At 69.4% G+C, this 17,369-nt stretch carries 12 protein-coding genes and 3 pseudogenes; 9 read left to right on the top strand and 6 right to left on the bottom strand.

The window, feature by feature from the left end:
- The first annotated feature begins 56 nt into the window (after window positions 1-56).
- The 5 genes and pseudogenes from ACIREI_RS01715 to ACIREI_RS01735 all read left to right on the top strand — a co-directional run bounded on the left by ACIREI_RS01715 (window position 57) and on the right by ACIREI_RS01735 (window position 3,330).
- Window positions 57-467 carry an Imm10 family immunity protein gene (locus tag ACIREI_RS01715; protein WP_403326138.1) on the top strand — a complete coding sequence of 137 codons (411 nt, stop codon included), beginning with the start codon at window positions 57-59 and terminating at the stop codon, window positions 465-467.
- Window positions 468-1,037: 570 nt separating this feature from the next.
- Complete coding sequence (locus tag ACIREI_RS01720; RefSeq protein ID WP_403326140.1) at window positions 1,038-1,886, top strand: IS5 family transposase; 849 nt, start codon at window positions 1,038-1,040, stop codon at window positions 1,884-1,886.
- Window positions 1,883-2,215 (top strand): hypothetical protein, encoded by a 333-nt coding sequence (locus ACIREI_RS01725; RefSeq protein WP_403326142.1) that lies wholly within the window; start codon window positions 1,883-1,885, stop codon window positions 2,213-2,215. Before ACIREI_RS01720 ends, ACIREI_RS01725 begins: the two co-directional genes overlap by 4 nt.
- Window positions 2,216-2,349: 134 nt before the next feature.
- Window positions 2,350-2,817: pseudogene (locus ACIREI_RS01730) on the top strand (ricin-type beta-trefoil lectin domain protein); the annotation flags it as partial.
- 381 nt (window positions 2,818-3,198) lie between these two features.
- Window positions 3,199-3,330: a hypothetical protein gene (locus ACIREI_RS01735; RefSeq protein ID WP_403326145.1), complete on the top strand. Its 132-nt coding sequence runs from the start codon at window positions 3,199-3,201 to the stop codon at window positions 3,328-3,330.
- A gap of 290 nt (window positions 3,331-3,620) precedes the next feature.
- Here the strand turns inward: ACIREI_RS01735 and ACIREI_RS01740 are convergent, their stop codons facing one another.
- The 4 genes from ACIREI_RS01740 to ACIREI_RS01755 form a co-directional block, all read right to left on the bottom strand.
- The gene (locus tag ACIREI_RS01740; protein ID WP_403326147.1) at window positions 3,621-3,905 is read right to left on the bottom strand and encodes a hypothetical protein; all 285 of its coding nucleotides are present in this window, start codon (window positions 3,903-3,905) and stop codon (window positions 3,621-3,623) included.
- 214 nt (window positions 3,906-4,119) lie between these two features.
- Window positions 4,120-5,766, bottom strand: a complete 1,647-nt coding sequence (locus tag ACIREI_RS01745; RefSeq protein WP_403326150.1) for a glycoside hydrolase family 27 protein — start codon at window positions 5,764-5,766, stop codon at window positions 4,120-4,122.
- A 92-nt stretch (window positions 5,767-5,858) separates the two neighbouring features.
- Complete coding sequence (locus tag ACIREI_RS01750; protein ID WP_403326152.1) at window positions 5,859-7,274, bottom strand: non-reducing end alpha-L-arabinofuranosidase family hydrolase; 1,416 nt, start codon at window positions 7,272-7,274, stop codon at window positions 5,859-5,861.
- Between the two features lie 145 nt (window positions 7,275-7,419).
- Window positions 7,420-9,729 carry a beta-L-arabinofuranosidase domain-containing protein gene (locus ACIREI_RS01755; RefSeq protein ID WP_403326154.1) on the bottom strand — a complete coding sequence of 770 codons (2,310 nt, stop codon included), beginning with the start codon at window positions 9,727-9,729 and terminating at the stop codon, window positions 7,420-7,422.
- Window positions 9,730-10,252: 523 nt separating this feature from the next.
- Between ACIREI_RS01755 and ACIREI_RS01760 the strand changes: the two genes are divergently transcribed.
- The 3 genes and pseudogenes from ACIREI_RS01760 to ACIREI_RS01770 all read left to right on the top strand — a co-directional run bounded on the left by ACIREI_RS01760 (window position 10,253) and on the right by ACIREI_RS01770 (window position 13,004).
- Window positions 10,253-12,244, top strand: a complete 1,992-nt coding sequence (locus ACIREI_RS01760) for a TIM-barrel domain-containing protein (protein WP_403326156.1) — start codon at window positions 10,253-10,255, stop codon at window positions 12,242-12,244.
- Window positions 12,245-12,289: 45 nt separating this feature from the next.
- Window positions 12,290-12,479 (top strand): annotated as a pseudogene (locus ACIREI_RS01765) (cysteine hydrolase); the annotation flags it as partial.
- A gap of 78 nt (window positions 12,480-12,557) precedes the next feature.
- Window positions 12,558-13,004, top strand: coding sequence for a hypothetical protein (locus ACIREI_RS01770; RefSeq protein WP_403326857.1), 447 nt, complete (start codon window positions 12,558-12,560; stop codon window positions 13,002-13,004).
- 31 nt (window positions 13,005-13,035) lie between these two features.
- Here the strand turns inward: ACIREI_RS01770 and ACIREI_RS01775 are convergent.
- Together ACIREI_RS01775 and ACIREI_RS01780 are read right to left on the bottom strand one after the other, a co-directional pair.
- Window positions 13,036-13,182: pseudogene (locus ACIREI_RS01775) on the bottom strand (MFS transporter); the annotation flags it as partial.
- Between the two features lie 232 nt (window positions 13,183-13,414).
- Window positions 13,415-15,613: an MMPL family transporter gene (locus ACIREI_RS01780; RefSeq protein WP_403326159.1), complete on the bottom strand. Its 2,199-nt coding sequence runs from the start codon at window positions 15,611-15,613 to the stop codon at window positions 13,415-13,417.
- 338 nt (window positions 15,614-15,951) lie between these two features.
- Here ACIREI_RS01780 and ACIREI_RS01785 point away from each other — a divergent pair, with 338 nt between their 5' ends.
- Entirely contained in the window at window positions 15,952-17,358 is a 1,407-nt protein-coding gene (locus tag ACIREI_RS01785) for a flavin monoamine oxidase family protein (protein WP_403326162.1), read from the top strand.
- The last annotated feature ends 11 nt before the right edge of the window (window positions 17,359-17,369 follow it).

Genomic DNA, 17,369 nt, shown 5'->3' on the forward strand with positions numbered 1-17,369 from the left:
GGATTAGTTGGCCCATGTAGTTTCGTTTAACCGCGAGCGCCGGTGGGTGAGAGGATATGAGTCGTCTTGACTGGCTCGTCAGAGTCGTCACCTCCGAGGAGAATGTCCCCGATTCCTGCTTCATCGTAGGCCTCGCTGAAGATCGGTACGGAGAAAGCGGGCATTTCATCTTTCAGGCCGGGCTGGAAGCGCCTGACGAGCAATCCCGCAGGCTCGGCCTGGACAGCTATTGCATTCTTAACGAGACGGGGGGCGTGCACTACGGGGGGTTGGAGAAGGTTTCCCTCTCTTCGCAAGGGATCAGCTTCCAATTCAACTCTGAGGCGGTCGAAGAGCTCGATCTTCCTGCTTCGGAGATCGAGCTGAACATTGCACCTGAGGTGGACTTGGAGAGAATGCGTGCTGGGTTGCGTCGCGTTCTAACCTACGGGAACCCGGAAAAGGTTCCGGAGTTCTCGGGTCTCTGAATCTGAATAGAAGTAAATGGGTGCCCCAGGTGTACACCTTGGGTCACCCGTTTCATTCGCTTTGATGGGAATCCGGTGGTTGCCGCTGCCTGCCCTGAGAGCTATGGATTCGGCAGTTCTCGAAGACGGCCGACGCAGGGGGTGGATCAGGGCTGAGGGGTCTGTCCGAGCCGGGAGTTGAGCGTCGGCGCCCCACTCGACGACGCGGGTCCACGAGCGTAGGGGAGGCCGGACGGTGCGCTGGCCCCGATCGAGGCGATTCCGCGCCCAACGCTGCCGCCAGTTCGCAGCTATTGAGGCCGCTGTCCCTGCGCCGGGCCGAGACGGAACGTGCAGAACGGGAGGCCAGGGCGGCGGCCGCCGCCCTGTAGTAGGCCGCTTTCTGTGGAGTACGGCCTGACGGCAAATCAAGTTCCCCTGCTGGAGGTGGTTCCTCCGGCGTAGTGGGACGGGTGCACACCTGCTGAGTGGGCGGTTCGTGAGTCTTTGAGGTGATCTGCTGTCGCCTGATGGTGTGGCGGCGGGGCGGAATCTGCCGGTCCGCGGTTGTTGATCTGGTGATGTGACCGGTTGAGTGAACGCAAGCCGTACCCGAGTGACTTATCGGACGAGCAGTGGTCGTTGATCGAGCCGGTGATCACCGCGTGGAAGAACCGACACCGCTCTGTCAGCGGCCACCAGGGCGCCTACGACATGCGGGAGATCGTTAACGCGATCCTCGGCCAGGGGCGGACCGGCTGCCAGTGGGCCTGTCTCCCGCACGACCTGCCACAGAAGAGCGCGACGTACTACTACTTCGCCGCCTGGCGGGACGACGGGACCGACCAGGTCATCCATGAACTCCTGCGCTGCCAGGTCCGGGAGAGGGCCCGACGATTAGAGGACCCGACCCTGGTGGTGCTGGACACCCAGAGTGTCCACGTGGCCGCCGGGGCCCCCGCCTCCACGAGCGGCCACGATCCGGCCAAGCGGGTGCCAGGCCGCGAGCGGGGTCTTGCCGTGGACGTCCTCGGCCTGGTCATCGCGGTCGTCGTCCTCGCCGCGAACACCCACGACAACGCCGCGGGCATCATGCTGCTGGACCAGGTCGCCGAGCACGCCGGCACAACCGTCCGCAAAGCCCTGGTCGATCAGGGCTTCAAGAACCAGGTCGTCGCGCACGGCGCCGGTCTGGGGATCGACGTCGAGATCGTCGAACGCAACCTGCAGGTCAAGGGGTTCGTGCCGCAGCCGAAGCGGTGGAGGGTCGAGCAGACCTACGGGATCCTGATACTGCACCGGCGCCTGGTCCGCGACTACGAGCACCGCCCCTCGTCCTCCGCCTCCCGCGTCTACTGGGCGATGACCCACGCCATGACCCGGCGCCTCACCGGCGCGAACGCCCCCACCTGGCGCGAGGCGCAGGCGGCGGCAGCGTGAACATCCAGCCCCTGCTCGACGCCCTGGACCTCCAGGCAGATGCCGCCCGGGCCCTGGCCGACGACCTTCGTGCACAGATCGACGACCTGCAGACCCGGTTGCGGGAGGCCGAGATGCGTCTGGAGCACCTCGCGATCACCCGCACAACCGTCACCGGCCTCGCCGACCGGCTCCCTGCCGTCGCGCCGGACCTGCCCGAGCACCCGGACTACCCCGCATCCTCGCCGCCTTCAACCACGCGACCGGACCGCTACGGGCCAAGGACGTCTGCGAAGCCCTCGGCCACGAAGTGCTGCCGAAGAACGTCGAAGGCACCCGCGCCAAGCTGAAACGCCTGGTCAAACTCGGGATCCTCACCGAGGCCGACACCGGCAACTTCGCCAGGAAGCAATAACCGACGGAACCTCCACCAGCGGCCTTGCTCCAACCTCAGCCGGAACAGACATCACCTCACGAACCGCCCACTCAGAAGATGGCCGACGCCTTCCACCGCGGTGTCCAGGCCGCGGACAGCGCCGGGTGGCTGAAGAACCCCGCCCCAGCCCCCGCCCCCGTGCAGTCCGGCATCGCCGGCAAGTGCATGGATGTCAACGGCGCCGGCACCGTCGACGGGACCGCCGTCCAGACCTGGGGTTGCAGCGGCAGTGCCAACCAGCTCTGGTCGCTCTACACCGACGGCACCCTGCGCTCCGTGGGCAAGTGCCTCGACGCCGCCGGCGGCAATACCGCCAACGGCACCAAGGTGCAGATCTGGTCCTGCCACGGTGGCTCCAACCAGGTCTGGCAGCCCTACAACGGCGGCTACCGCAACCCCGCCTCCGGCCGCTGCCTCGATGTTCCGGGCTCCTCCACGACCGACGGCACACCGCTCGTGCTGTGGGACTGCAACGGCGGCTCCAACCAGAAGTGGACCGCTCTGACCGCCGGATGAACCCCGCGCCCGGGGTCTGAGCCCCCTCCGGGCTCAGATCCCGACAGGACACCGGTGCCAGGAGCCCTCTCCGGGCCGATTTCGCGACGCGGGGCCCGTCCGAGTTGCTCAGTACGTCCGGCCAGGCGCGCGACGGTGCGGCCGCTGTGGACTTCCGCCACCCGGCAGGCCGGTTCCAGCTGTTCGGGGGGAGCGCTCCGGCCCATCGGCGGGCGGGCGGGTGGGCGAGGCTCGGCGGATGGTGTCCGCGGCTCTCGTCCGGTGGGATCGGTCCGTGGCTCGCCCGAGTCCGCGGGCCGCAGTCGATTTCCGTACCGTTCGAGGATCACCCAGCCATGTCCCGCGTGTATTTGCGTCAGCCTGTCCGTGCTCTGAGCCGCGGTGCTGCTGTTCGCCTGGGGCCTGCTCGCGGCCCGCGCCGCCGGCCGCACCTGGGGCTCCGCTTTGAAGATCGGCACACTGGACTCGTTGCTCGGGCTCATGGTTGTGGTGGCCAACGCCCTCATCAAGTAGGGCGGTTGGCCGGCGGCGCTGTTCCGCCGGTCGGCGGGGCGGTCACGGCCGATCGGCGGGGGCGCTACCGAAGACTGCCGGATGGTCCGTCTCCTGGCGCGCACGCGAGATTCTCCGTATGAAACAGACACAAGCCGCCGCAGGAGTACTCGCCTCCAGGGCCCCGCACCTCGTCCGAGTCCGCCGGGCAGGCCTCGCCCGGCCCCTCGATGGGACGCCTGCTTGGGTTGGATCTCGCCCGCGCACTGGCGGTGTTCGGCATGTACATCGTGTACATCGCCCCGATGACGTCAGCCGGGGACAGCGTCGGCGGCTGGGTGTACTTCCTGGCCGAACAGCGCCGAGGCCCGGCCGCTCGCCAGCCAGACGGACCAGGTGCCCACGTCGTCGCCGGACGTGGGGAAGGGGTTGAAGGGGCCGACGTGCACGGCGAACATCCCGAACACGGCCACCGCACGGGCGAGGTCCACCCCGACCAGCCGCGCCGTCGACCAAGGGCGGTCCGTCGCCGGGGCGGACTCGGGTGAGGGTAAGGGCTGGAGAGGCGCCTTCTCGGCGCTTTCGATCTCGGTCACCGGGACAACCTGGCTCAGGCGCGGGCGGTCGACCGTCCGCCGGGCTTCAGGACGTGCCCCGCCGGTCGGCCGACCGACCCCCCCTCCGATCGGCGGGGGTCGGCGATGGGTCGAAGTGCCGGTTTCGGCGCAGGTAGGCAGCCCCCGCAGCTCGGCCTGCTGCGGTGGGACTGCCCCCTTCCGAACGGGTGTCGTGCTGCGCGGTGCCAGGGGGTTACCGGAGCGTGGTCCACTTCTGGTTGTTCTGGCCGTTGCAGGTCCACAGGATGACCGGTGTCCCGTTGGCGGTGCCGGCTCCGTCGACGTCGAGGCACAGCCCGGCGTGGAGGTTGCGGATCGAACCGTCGGCCTGCGTGGTCCACTTCTGGTTGTCCTGGCCGTTGCAGGGCCAGATGATGACGGGTGTGCCGTTGGTGGTGCCCTGGTCGCGGGCGTCCAGGCACTTGTCGCCGTAGACGCGGATCTCGCCTCCGGCCCAGCTGGTCCACAGCTGGTTGGCGGCGGTGTGGCAGTCCCAGATGAGCGTCGTCGTCCCGGCCGTGGTGGCGGCGCGGTCCACGTCCAGGCAGCGGCCGGACCCGGTACCGCGCAGGCGTGCGGTGGTGGCGGCCAGCGGGCTCCCGCCGGTCATCTTGAACACGGCGACACCGTGCGCGGGGACGCTCGCGGAGATCTGGCCGGAGGTGCTGGACGTGCCGCCGGTCCACAGGTCGGTGAGGGTGAACGGCCCGCCGGTGAGGCCGACTTGGGCGGCCGTGGCGGTGATGGTCGTGGTGCTCCCTCCCCGGTTGAACAGGCCGACCGCGACCGAGCCGTCGGACAGCGACTTGGCGAACACCTCGGTGTCCCCGTCGTCGCGCACCCGGCGCCCGCCCGCGCCCAGCGAGTCCTGGTTAACCGCCAGCAGACGCGGGTTGCGCAGGATCGCGCTCACGTCGGCGGACATGGTGCGGATGTCGTTGCCGGCCATGAGGGGGGCCGAGAGCAGCGACCACAGGGCGAAGTGGGAGCGGGACTCGGTCAGGGACAGGCCGGGACGGCCGACGACGAGCATGTCGGGGTCGTTCCAGTGGCCCGGACCCGACTGAGCGGCCAGTGGCGCGGTGATGTCCAGGACGTTGCCGACGCCCATCGGATAGCTGTTGGTGTTGTTGTTCTGCCAGATGTCGAGCAGGTCCTCGGTCGTCCGCCACAGGTCGGCGACCTCGCCCCAGTTGAACTTGTCACCGGTGGGGGCGTGGAAGCTGTTGGGGTTGATGCTGTAGACGATCGGGCGGCCGGTGGCGCGCAGGGCGTCGCGCATGAGGGTGAACTGCGCGACCTGCTCGCTGAGGGTGCCGTTGCCGGAGCACCAGTCGTACTTGAGGTAGTCCACGCCCCATGAGGCGAACGTGTTGGCGTCCTGGACCTCGTGGCCCTTGCTGCCGGTGGAGCCGGGGTAGGTGCCCACGCCCTGCGCGCAGGTGCGCTCGTTGGGTGCCTGGTAGATGCCGAACTTCAGGCCCTTGCTGTGGATGTAGTCCCCGAGTGCCTTCATGCCGCTGGGGAACTTGGTCGGGTTGGCCCGCAGGTTGCCCGCGCTGTCGCGCTGCGGGTCGAACCAGCAGTCGTCGACGACGACGTACTGGTAGCCGGCATCGCGCATGCCCGAGGACACCATCGCGTCGGCGGCCTCGCGTACTTGGGCCTCGGTGATCCCGCATCCGAAGCTGTTCCAGCTGTTCCAGCCCAGCGGCGGGGTGAGCGCGGGGCTGCCCGGCGCGGCCTCGGCGGTCGTGCCGGCCGAGGCGGTGACGCAGGCGGTGAGCGTCAGTGTGGTGGCCGCGAGGAGACGCAGCAGTCGTCTGTGTAGGGGGACCATGGGGGGTTCGTTCCTTCCTGGGAGATGGGGCGAGCCGCTGGTGACCGTGCCTGACAGGCACGGTCACCAGCTTCCGGTCGTGTGCCCGCGGCTCAGCGCTGCAGGGTGAGCAGGCCCGGCCGGTACGGCAGTTTGATGTAGTCGGTGCCCGACGGTGTGTCGGGTGACAGGCCCTGGTAGAGGAACTGCAGGTTGCAGGGGTCGATGGTCATGGTCTGGTCGGGGTTGTTGCGGACCAGGTCACCGTGGCTGATGTCGTTGGTCCAGGTGGCACCGCTGTTGGCCTTGCCCGCGAAGGGGTTGGACTCGGTGGCGGCCTGCGGGGTCCACGGACCGTTCAGGCTGGAGGCCGTGAACGAGCGGAAGAAGCGGTGCTCGTTCGCACCCCTGGCCTCAACGATCATGAGGTACTGATTCTGGCCCTGGACCTTGTAGACCTCCGGCGCCTCGAACAGGTTCTTCACCGTGTCGCTCATGATCGTCGTGTACGACGAGCCGAAGCTGGCAGGGAAGTTCCCGATCGGCATGGTCGACTTGTAGATCTTGCCGTTGTCACCGGCGAAGAACATGTGCATGCTCTGGTCGTCGGCGATCAGGGTCGGGTCGATCGCGCTGCCGTCGGGGACGCTGCCGGTGAACAGCGGCTGCGGCGCGGACCAGCCGTTGGGATTGGTGGGGTCGCTCGACGTGCGATAGACGAAGGGCCACTGGGTGCCCCACCCGTTTGAGGCCAGCACCCAGATGTTCTTGGGCGCGAAGTAGAACAGTTTGGGAGCCACCGCGCCCTGGCTCATCCCGGTCTGGGTGGCCGATGCCATGTCCGACCAGTTCGTGAACGGACTGAACGCCATCGACTTCCACGACGATCCGTCAGAGTAGGTCGCGTAGACCAGGTGCCGGCCGTTGTGCGTCACGGTGGTGAAGTCCTTCAGCGAGGCCCACCCGTTCGACGGCTGAGCCAACGGGCCGGTCGAGCTCCACCGGTACGTCGACGGAAGAGCACACGTGCCGCCCGGCGATGCGGACAGGCCGGTCCACTTCTGGTTGGTGCCGCCGTTGCAGTTCCAGAGCTGCACCGCCGTGCCGTTGGCCGTGGCGCCGCCGCTGACGTCCAGGCACAGCCCGGACTCCACGGCGACGATCGTGCCGTCGGAGTTGACCCGCCACTGCTGGTTCGTACCGCCGTTACAGGCCCAGATCACCGGCCGGGTACCGGCCGTGCCGGCGTGGCCCGGAACATCGAGGCACTTGTTGCCGTACACGGTGAGCTGGTTGTTGTCCGTCAGCGTCCACTGCTGGTTGGTCCCGCCGTGGCAGTCCCAGATCTGCAGGTTCGTGCCGTCCGTCTGGCTGGCGTTCGGCACATCGAGACACCGGCCGGAACCAGTGCCGCGCAAGGCGCCGCTGGTGGCCGCCTGAGCCGGGTCGGCGACGAGCGTCGCCGCCGAGGCGACCAGGGCCGCGAGTACCACAGACAGATGCCTGCGGCTGAAAGTGCGTCTGAGCATGGGACCTCATTCCGTGGGTGAGCGGTTCCGGTCGGCCCCGGTGGAGGCCGTCCGGACTGATGTGCTGCGACACGACCCTGATGTTCGGTATGTCGAACCATGGTCGAAGCGTCGAGCGAGCTGAAGGGCGGAGTGTGACCGGTTCTCAGTTCCTCGCGATGCGCCACCGGTTGTCGGCGGTGCCGTCGTCCGAGTCCTGAACCGCGAACGCACCGACAGCGGTGGAGTTGTCCGCGATGGCGAGTAGCTTTCCACTGTGCTCGTTGCGGATCTTGAAGGTGCCGTCTCCCTGGTCGAGCAGCGTCCATCGGTGGTCGGCGGTGCCGTTGTCCGACCACTGCAGGACGGTCGCGTCGTCTGCCGTGGACATGTTCATGACGCCGAGCACCTTGCCGCTGTGGGCGTTGCGGAAGCGGACCGCGTTCCCGTCGGTGATCATGTACCAGTCGTGGTCGGCGGTGCCGTTGTCCGGCCACTGCAAGGCGCGGCCACCGTCGGCCGTCGACATGTTCTGGATGCCCAGTAGGAGACCGCTGCCCACGTTGGCCAGGCGGACGCTGCCGCCGGCGTTCCAGTAGACGGTGTAGTTGTGGCCGTGCGCGTCGTGAAAGGGGCCCAGGCTGACGGGGGAGCCGTTGGCGGTGGCGGTGAAGGCGAGCGAACTGCCGCTGGACCGTGTGATCGAGGACGTGTCCAGCGTCGGGAGGGAACTGAGCGCGGAGTTGCCGTAGTTGCCGGACAGGACCACCGGGCCGTAGGTGATCGCGGCGACGTTCGCGTTGTCGTTGGCCGCTCGCATGATGACCCGCATGGGCAGGCGGACGGTCACCGTGTCGCCGGAGGTCCAGGAGCGCGTCAGGGTGGCGTAGCTGCCGGGGGTGGTGGTGATGTTCTGCGCCGCGCCGTTGACGCTGATGGTGGCCCCGGTGGTCCAGCCCGGGATACGGATGCGCATCGCCCAGGTTCCGCTGACGTTGCCGGTGACCCGCAGGGTCGTGGTGTCGCTGACGGGGTATGTCGTGGTCTGGGTGACCGTGATTCCGCGCTCCGACCAGTTGAGCACCGAGGGCACGAACATGTTCACGATCAGGGTGTCGTCACTGCGGTAGTAGATGGAGTCCATCAGCCTGGTGTGCATCTCCAGGCCTGTGCCCTGGCAGCACCAGAAGGTGCCGTAGTCCGTGCTCCAGGTGCCGCCGCCCCACGCCGGGCCCACGCCGCGTCGGCCTCCCGGGCTGAGCGGCGTGAAGTAGGTGACGTGGCCGTGGTCGTCGGCCGGGTTCTGCTGGCCGATCATCTGGTTCAGCCATGCCCGCTCGTAGTAGTCGAACAGTGCGGCGCGGTTCGGGTCCAGGGCGAACAGTTCCCTGGTGAGGGTGAGCATGTTGAAGGTGTTGCAGCTCTCGCACGTGTCCTTGTTCAGGAAGCCGGCGATGGCGTTCGGGGCACGGAAATGCTCCGCCTGGCTGTTGCCGCCGATGGCATAGGTATGCGAATTGACGGTGATGTTCCAGGCGTTGGTGGCTATGTCCCGGTAGCGGGTGGTGCCGGTGGCCTTGTACTCCCGGGCGGCCCCGATCCACTTGGGTACCTGGGTGTTGGCGTGCAGTCCGTTGAGCCGGTCCTGGTTGGACGCCAGGGGATCGAACACCGCGGCGTGGTCGAACCGTCGGGCGACGGTGAGCCACCGCGCGTCATTGGTCTGCTGGTAGAGATCGGTCAGCACGGTGTTCATGCCGCCGAACTCGGTCTGCAGCATGGTCTGCATCTGCTGGCCGGTCAGCCGGCCGGTACGCCGGTCGACCCATCCCGCCAGGGCGAGCAGCACGCCCCGGGCTTGGGTGCTGCCGATGTGGCGCCATACGTCCAGGAGGCCGACGAGGGTCTTGTGGATGGTGTAGTACGGCACGTTGCCGTTGCTCAGGGTCCGCTGCTCGAGAGCGGTGAAGTCGGACTCGGGATAGCCGGAGAGGTACCCGGCGTCGAAACCGGCGGCGCTGTTGTTGGCCTGGCATTTGGCCAGCTCCGCAACCATGTACGTCGCCTTGTCCCGGCAGGTGGTGTCCCCGGTCACGGCGTACAGCTGTGCCCAGGCCGTGAGGAAGTGCCCTTGGACGTGGGTACGGAAGGGGAAGTCCGGCGCGTCCCAACCGCCGGTGGCAGCGGCGCCGTTGGTGGACAGCCGGTGGTTCGCGCGGAAGTTGTACAGCAGCCGGTCGACATCGACGAACCGCAGGTAGTTCCGCGTACGGTCCTGGTTGTCCAGCCACCGGCTCGCGGTGAGCCGGACTTGGTCGAGTGCGAAGGGGTGCGCGGAGACCCCGATGTCGGCCCTCGCGGGGGGAACGGCCGCCGCGTGGGCGGCAGATGCCCCGACGAAGGACCCGGTGGCAGAGGCGGCGGCGGTGGCCCCGGCCACCTGCAGCAGGCGCCGTCTGCTGACGGAGGAAGACATCTTGAACCTTTCGGTGAGTGGACAGTGACTGCTTGGCCGTTGGTGCGTTCGCTCGCATGTCCGACGGTCGGGTGCCGTGCGTCACGGGCTGGTCTGCTGCCGGTGTGGCGCCATACGCGGCAGGCCGACGACATCACAGCGGAGTCGTTGGCGGCGACTGTGAGCCAGGATGGAGCCCTGTTGGGCACGAGGCCTGGAATTCATAGAGGTCTCGGTCCCATCAGCCCTCGCCACTGATACATGGGATGGATTAACGGATACGAACGTTGCCTCTGTCTAGTCTTGCGACACGAAAGACTTTGTTACCTGCTGGTATGTGTCCGGCCCGCGTTCTGACGCCGAGTCAAACATTGGAGCGCCGTGAAGGGTGTGAGGAGTGCCAGAGCTGGAGAAAGTCAACTCGAACTGTCGGCGGGGCTCCCGCCTCGCCCGCGCCCCTCCGGATGAACGCGCGGATACCGAAGCAGCCCCTGCCCGCACGGACCATGTGCCCGGGCACTTGAGCCGAACCGAGGACTTCCCCTTGTCCTACCGTGTCCGTGCAGGCGGCCTGGAACGGCACACCGCCGAAGAAATCCTCCGCATCGAGCCCTGGGGGCCGGACGCCGTCCGGGTCCGGGCCTCATCGGGGACCATCGACCCCACCGTCCCGGGCGCGCTGGAGAGCCCACCCTCGCCCTCCCCGCAGGCCGAAGTGCTCGTATCGGACGAGGGCCGTGCCCGTCTCCTCAACGGCCGCCTCGTCGTCGAGGCCTCGGCCGACGGCCGGCTGAGGTTCTGCCACGCCGCCTCGGGCCGTGAACTCCTCGCGGACAAAGCCCCCTACACCCACCACGCCGGCCCTTGCGTCCACGCGGCTGGCGGCCGCACGGAGCAGCACTTCGAGGCGTACGACGGTGAGCGGCTGCACGGCCTGGGGCGGCATCTGCACGGGCGCCTGGACCAGAAGGGCTGTGTGATCGACCTCGTCCAGGGCAACACCGTGGCCACCATCCCCTTCCTGCACTCCTCGCGCGGGTACGGACTGCTGTGGAACAACCCCGCCGCCGGCCGCGTCGAACTCGGCGCCGACACCACCCGGTGGACCGCCGACGGCGGCGGGCGCGTCGACTACTGGATCACCGCCGGCGACACCCCGGCCCAGATCCTCGACGCCTACACCCTGGTCACCGGACGCCCGCCCCTCCTCCCCGAGTGGGCGTCCGGTTTCTGGCAGTCGAAACTGCGCTACCGCACCCAGGACGAACTCCTGGCGGTGGTACGGGAGTACAGAGAGCGAGGGCTGCCGCTGTCCGTCATCGTCTGCGACTTCTTCCACTGGCCGAAGATGGGTGGCTGGCGTTTCGAGGAGGAGGAGAGCGAATGGCCCGACCCCGCGGCCATGACCGAGGAGTTGGCGGGCCTCGGGGTGAAGCTCGCCGTCTCGGTGTGGCCGACCGTCGAACCCGGCAGCGACACCTACGACGAGCTGCGCATGTCCGGGCACCTGGTCCGGGACGCGGACGGCGGTCTGCTCACCTTCGCGTGGCCTTCCCGGGAGGCCGGGCCGGCGCTGACGCTCCCCATGGCGTACTACGACGCCACCCACCCCGGGGCACGCGCCGCGCTGTGGCAGCGGCTGAACGACAACTACCGGTCGCTGGGGGTCGGTTGTTTCTGGCTGGACGCCTGCGAGCCCGATCTGCCCCGGGAGGTCGCCGACCGCGCCGTCTACGCGGCCGGGTCGGCCGCCGAGGCCGCGAACCTCTACCCTCTGCTGCACACCCGCGCGGTGGCCGACGGCCTGCGCGCGGCAGGTGAGGACCGGCCGCTTTCGCTGGTCCGTTCCGCGTGGGCGGGCAGCCGGCGTCACGGAGCCCTGCTGTGGTCCGGTGACATCCCCACCACCTTCGACTCCCTCGCGCGCCAGATCAGGGCCGGGTTGAACGTCGCGATGAGCGGCATCCCCTGGTGGAACACCGACATCGGCGGGTTCGGCGGCGGCGACCCGGACGACCCCGCGTACCGCGAGCTGCTGATCCGGTGGTTCCAGTACGGCACCTTCAGCCCCGTCATGCGGCTGCACGGGAACCGGAAGCCCAACCACCCCACGTTCTCCACGGACATGACCGGCGGTCCGAACGAAGTCTGGTCCTACGGCGAAGAGGCGTACGGCATCCTCCGCGACCACCTGATGCTCCGCGAGCGGCTGCGCCCGTACCTGACCCGGCTGTCCGAGGAGGCCCACCGCACCGGCGCCCCGGCGATGCGTCCGCGGTTCTTCGACTTCCCCGAGGACGCACAGGCATGGGACGTGGATGACCAGTTCCTGCTCGGCCCCGATGTGCTGGTGGCACCCGTGTACGAGGCGGGCGCGCGGGTCCGCCAGGTGTATCTGCCGGTCGGCGCGCGGTGGCTCGACGCGGTCACCGGGCGCGTGCTGAAGGGCGGTACGCGGCTGGACGCAAGGACCCCACTGGAACGGATCCCCGTGTACGTACGGGAAGGGACCGACGTCGCAGCCTGGCTCCGATGACCTCCTGGGTGAGCGTGAGGCGCGTCGCCGTGTTTCGGGGCACCCGTCGTCCAGGCCCGGCACTCGATCCTTTTCGAGACCTCCCTGGGGTACCGCTGTCCCAGCAGGGCATCGACCGGCTGGTCCGGTCCCCCGGGACGCGGTGGCCCACATCCACGCCGACCTGGCCGACGCCGCGCTCCGCATGACGGAACGGAACATGGGCGCCCAGGTCTGTGTGAGCGACGACCTGTGGAAGTTCGGGTGGTCGTCGCGGGCCCGGCGCACATGGTCCGGCCCGAACGTGTTTGCCGTCGAGGGGAGCGGCAACGCGATGTCCATGAGTCCTTCGAACAACGACACGAGTCAAGAGTCCGGATCGACGCGCGGGACGGCGTCCAAGGCCCGACGCACCACGGCCAAGGCGACCGCGCCGGCGTCCAAGGCGGCGGAGAAGGCGGCCGGCAAGACCGGTGACGCGGCGTCTGCGGCCGCGGACACGGCGGGACGTAGCGCGGGGCGCGCGGCCGAGGTGACCACCAAGGTCGCCCACACGGCGGCCGAGCGCGTCGAGTCCGGCCGGCAGGCCGTCGTCGCCGCATCGGGCCAGGCGGTGGCCCTCGCCAAGACGGCCTGGACGGTCATCGCCGACCGCAAGGTCCTCGTCGCGGGGCTGGGCGCGGGACTGACCGCCCTGGGCGCGACGTCGTACGCGGCGGGCCGGCGTGCGGGCCGCCGGACGCTGGGTCCGATCACCCGTCTGACCGGCGGGCGGATCTGACCACCGGGTCCCGGACGGCGCGGAGGCGGGCTCAGCGTCGCAACGCCTTGTGAGTCGTCTCGGGAAGCCGCAGATACACGAGCGAGGAGCCGAGGCACAGGGCGGCGACGTACCAGGGGAAGAGATCCGCGTGCCCGAGCTCCTTGAACTGCGTCCCCACGTACGGTGCCGTGCCCCCGCGCCTCCAACAGGCCGGGGCGCGGGGCCCGTTGCTGCTCGGCGTTCCTCGTCTCCTGCGCGCCCTGGCGGATCCAGCAGCCGACCAGGCTGAGGACGGCTCCGAGGACGAACTGCACTCGCCGGCCCCAGCGCAGTTCCGGTGGCAGGGCCGGGGCCCTGGACCGGAGGTGGCGCTCCCTCCGGGCCAGGGCCCCGCGCGAGGCGGTGGATCCGCCGGGTGCGCAGCCGGTTCAGGAGACTTGCTCCGGCTCCTTGTGCTCCACCTCCGGGACTTTCTGGAGGCGGGTGCCCTCGACGTCGAGGTCGGGCAGGAGCCGGCCGAGCCAGGCGGGGAGCCACCAGGCGTGTCGTCCGGCGAGGGCGAGGACTGCTGGGACGAGGGTCAGGCGGACGGCGAAGGCGTCAATGGCGACGCCGACGGCGAGCGCGAAGGCGATGGGCTTGATCAGGGCGTCGTCGAGCGGGAAGAACCCGGCGAAGACGGTGAACATGATCAGGGCGGCCGCGGTGACGACTCGTACGCTGTGCCGCGCGCCGTCGGTCACCGAGCGGGGGGCCTCACCGGTGTGGACCCACTCCTCGCGCATCCCGGAGACGAGGAACACCTCGTAGTCCATGGCGAGTCCGAAGAGCACGCCGATCAGGATGATCGGCAGGAAGCTGACGACGGGACCGGTGTGGGCGAGGTCGAGGGTGTCGGCCAGCCAGCCCCACTGGAACAGGGCGACGACCATGCCGAGCGATGCGGCGACCGAGAGCAGGAACCCGGCGGCGGCCTTCAGGGGGACGACCAGCGAGCGGAACACCATGGTCAGCAGGATCAGACTGAGGCCGACGACGATCGCCATGAACGGCAGCAGGGAGTCGCTGAGGCGGCTGGAGACATCGATGTTGACGGCTGTGGTGCCGGTGACGGCGACCCTCGCTCCGGTGGTTTCACGCAGGTCCGGGGCCGTGGCACGAATGTCCCGGACGAGCCGGTCGGTGCGGACGCTGTCGGGGCCGGTCTCGGGGACGACCTGGACGACGGTCTGCGCCGCGTCACGCGTGGGAACCGCCGGCAGCACCGCCTTGACACCCTTGAGGTCCCGCAGCTCGCGGGCGACCTCGGAGCCCGCCTGCGCGCCGGGCCCATGGTCGGTGTCGGTCAGCACCAGGAGCGGGCCGTTGAAGCCGGGGCCGAACTTGTCGCGGATCGTGTCGTATGCCTTGCGCTCGGTGGAGCCGACCGGGGCCGACGCGTTGTCCGGCAGGGCCAGGCGCAGGTCGGCGGCCGGGAGGGCGAGCGCGAGGAGGAGGCCCGCGACGGCCAGGACGGTGAGCAGGGGCTTGGCGACGGCGAACTTCACCCAGCGGGCGCCCAAGGTGGTTCGCCCGGCGGATCCGCCCGGGTCGGTGGCCTGCTGTGCCGCCTTGCTGCCGGGCTTCGGGGTCAGTCGGGTGCCGGCGAATCCGGCGAGGGCCGGGACCAGGGTGATCGCGGCCAGGACGGCGACGAGGACGGCTCCGGCGGCACCGAGGCCCATCACGGTCAGGAACGGGATGTCGATGACGCTGAGTGCGGCCAGGGCGATGATCACGGTGCTGCCGGCGAAGACGACCGCGCTGCCGGCCGTGCCGGTGGCCAGCGCCACGGACTCCTGCGGATCGGTGCCGCGGGCGAGCTGCTGGCGGTGGCGGGAGAGGATGAACAGGACGTAGTCGATACCCACGGCCAGCCCCAGCATCAGCGCGAGCGTGACGGCGGTGGAGGAGATGCTGACCGCCGGAGCGAGGGCGAGCAGCCCGGCGAGTCCCACGGCCACACCGATCAGGGCCGGCAGGAGCGACATGCCCGCGGCGAGCAGGGAGCCGAAGGTGACGACGAGGACGAGCACGGCGACGGCGACGCCGATGATCTCGGACGGGCCTATGTGCACGCCGTTGCTGCCGTAGACACTGCCGCCGACGTAGGTACTCAGCCCGTCCTGCTCGGCGGCCTCGGCCGCCCGCTCTATGGCGTCCAGCGACGAGGCGCGTACCTCGGACCGTTGCACGGAGTACTGCACCTGCACGATCGCCGTGCTCCGGTCGGCCGAGACGGCGCCGGTGACGCCCGGTCCCATGACGGCGCTGACCTGGGGAGCCTTGGAGGCCGCCGCCTCGGCTCCGGCGATGGCAGCGGTGAAGCGGGCGTCGGTGACCTGGCCCCCCTCGGGTGCGGTGAAGACGATCTGGGCGTTCACTCCGGAGGCTTCGGGCAGCGTCCTGCCGAGGGTGTCCAGCGCGCGCTGCGACTCGGTCCCGGGCACGGTGAAGCGGTCGTCGAGTTTGCCGCCGAAAACGCCGACGCACGTGATGAGAGCGGCGAGGACCACGAACCAGATACCGAGCACCAGCTTGCGATGACGGTAGGCACCGCGGCCCAGCCGATGGAGCAGGACAGCCATGACGAACTCCCGAGGTCGGTAAGGGATTTCCGGACGTCTCGTCGCGGACACGGGACGAACGACGGAACCGGTCGGCCCGCGCAGGCGAGCGGGCACGGGCATGAGGCATTCCGGTGCCGTGAGCGGCATCCGGCCTGCTTCGAGCACCGACTTTATCACTCGCTCAAGTCGCTCGATCAAATCGTCTAACTTGAACCTCTGACATTGTCGCTCGACCATGTCGCCTGTATGGTGAGGTCACCGGAGCACACCGCCCCCGGGAAGAGCCAGGTCATCGGCCTGTGCCGCTTCCCCGGGGGCCTTCCGCGGCGCCGGGACACCCATGAGAAGGAGCGATCATGAGCAGCACGCTGGACAAGGACATCGCCACGTCACACCAGGCCCGCCGGGCCGACGTGGTGGTGATCGGCGCGGGACTGGCCGGTCTGACCGCGGCACGGGAGCTCGTGGCGGAGGGCAAGTCGGTGGCCGTGCTGGAGGCCCGCGACCGGGTCGGCGGCCGGCTGCTCAACCACCACCTCGGCGACGGCCGGGTCACCGAGATCGGCGGGCAGTTCGTCGGGCCCACCCAGGACCACATCCTGGCGCTGGCCAAGGAGGTCGGCGTGGACACCTATCGGGCCGCCGTCCCCGGCGAGAGCGTCTACGTCCACGACGGCAAGGCCAAGCGGTTCACCGGGCACACCCCACCGGACCTGTTCGCGCTGCCTGACATGGGTATCGCCCTGGCCCGCATCGGCCAGGCCGCGGCCAAGGTGGACCCGGCCGCCCCCTGGCGGGCCCCGAACGCCCGCGAACTGGACGGCATGACCTACGAGACCTGGCTGCGCAAGGCCGAGATCACCGGCGACGCCGTCGACATGATCAACATGTTCCTGAACTCCGCCTACGGCGGCGAGGCGCGCGACGCGTCCGCGCTGTTCAGCCTCTGGTACGTCTCGACGTTCGGCAACGAGACGCACCCCGGCACCATGGAACGCGGCACCGGCACCACCGGCGGCGCCCAGGACAGCCGGTTCGTCGGCGGCTCACAGCTGGTCGCGCAGCGGCTCGCCGAGGAACTCGACGGCCGCGTCCATCTGTCGGCGCCGGTGCGGCGCGTCAGCCAGGACCCCACCGGTGTCACCGTGGTCTCCGACGCCGGGGACTGGCGGGGAGACCGGGTGATCGTCGCCGTACCGCCGTTGGTGGCGTCGCGGATCGTGTGGGACCCGCTGCTTCCGGCGCAGCAGGACCAGCTCTTCCAGCGGCTGCCGTTCGGCACGCTCATGAAGTGCGTGGCTGTCTACGACAAGCCGTTCTGGCGGGAGGACGGGCTGTCCGGCATGGGTCTGCTGCGCGGCGGCTCCCCCATCCGCGAGATGTTCGACAACACCCCGCCCGACGGCGGTCCGGGCGTGCTCATGGGCTTCCTCGGCGGCAGGGAATGGCGCAAGTGGGCACACCGTTCGGCCGCCGAGCGCCGCGGCGCCGTCCTGCGCTGCTTCGCCCAGGTCGTCGGGGACCGCGCCTTCGACACCGTCGACTACGTCGAGCAGGACTGGACCGCAGAGCAGTGGACCCAGGGCGGCCCCACCTCCGTCGCCGCCCCCGGCGTGCTCACCGACTTCGGCCAGTGGATGGGCCGCCCCCACGGCCGCGTGCACTGGGCGGGTGCCGAGTTCTCCCCCTACTGGAACGGCTACATGGACGGCGCCGTCCGCTCCGGCCGCCACACCGCCACCGAACTCCTCCACCAGATCTGAGCGCCACCAGC

The sequence above is a fragment of the Streptomyces sp. NPDC093591 genome (genome assembly GCF_044764885.1).
Taxonomy (GTDB): Bacteria; Actinomycetota; Actinomycetes; order Streptomycetales; family Streptomycetaceae; genus Streptomyces.

Coding starts and splice junctions, on each gene's coding strand:
- ACIREI_RS01745 (WP_403326150.1), bottom strand. CDS start 5,766: ATGGTCCCCCTACACAGACGACTGCTGCGTCTCCTCGCGGCCACCACA.
- ACIREI_RS01750 (WP_403326152.1), bottom strand. CDS start 7,274: ATGCTCAGACGCACTTTCAGCCGCAGGCATCTGTCTGTGGTACTCGCG.
- ACIREI_RS01715 (WP_403326138.1), top strand. CDS start 57: ATGAGTCGTCTTGACTGGCTCGTCAGAGTCGTCACCTCCGAGGAGAAT.
- ACIREI_RS01770 (WP_403326857.1), top strand. CDS start 12,558: ATGTCCATGAGTCCTTCGAACAACGACACGAGTCAAGAGTCCGGATCG.
- ACIREI_RS01780 (WP_403326159.1), bottom strand. CDS start 15,613: ATGGCTGTCCTGCTCCATCGGCTGGGCCGCGGTGCCTACCGTCATCGC.
- ACIREI_RS01785 (WP_403326162.1), top strand. CDS start 15,952: ATGAGCAGCACGCTGGACAAGGACATCGCCACGTCACACCAGGCCCGC.
- ACIREI_RS01755 (WP_403326154.1), bottom strand. CDS start 9,729: ATGTCTTCCTCCGTCAGCAGACGGCGCCTGCTGCAGGTGGCCGGGGCC.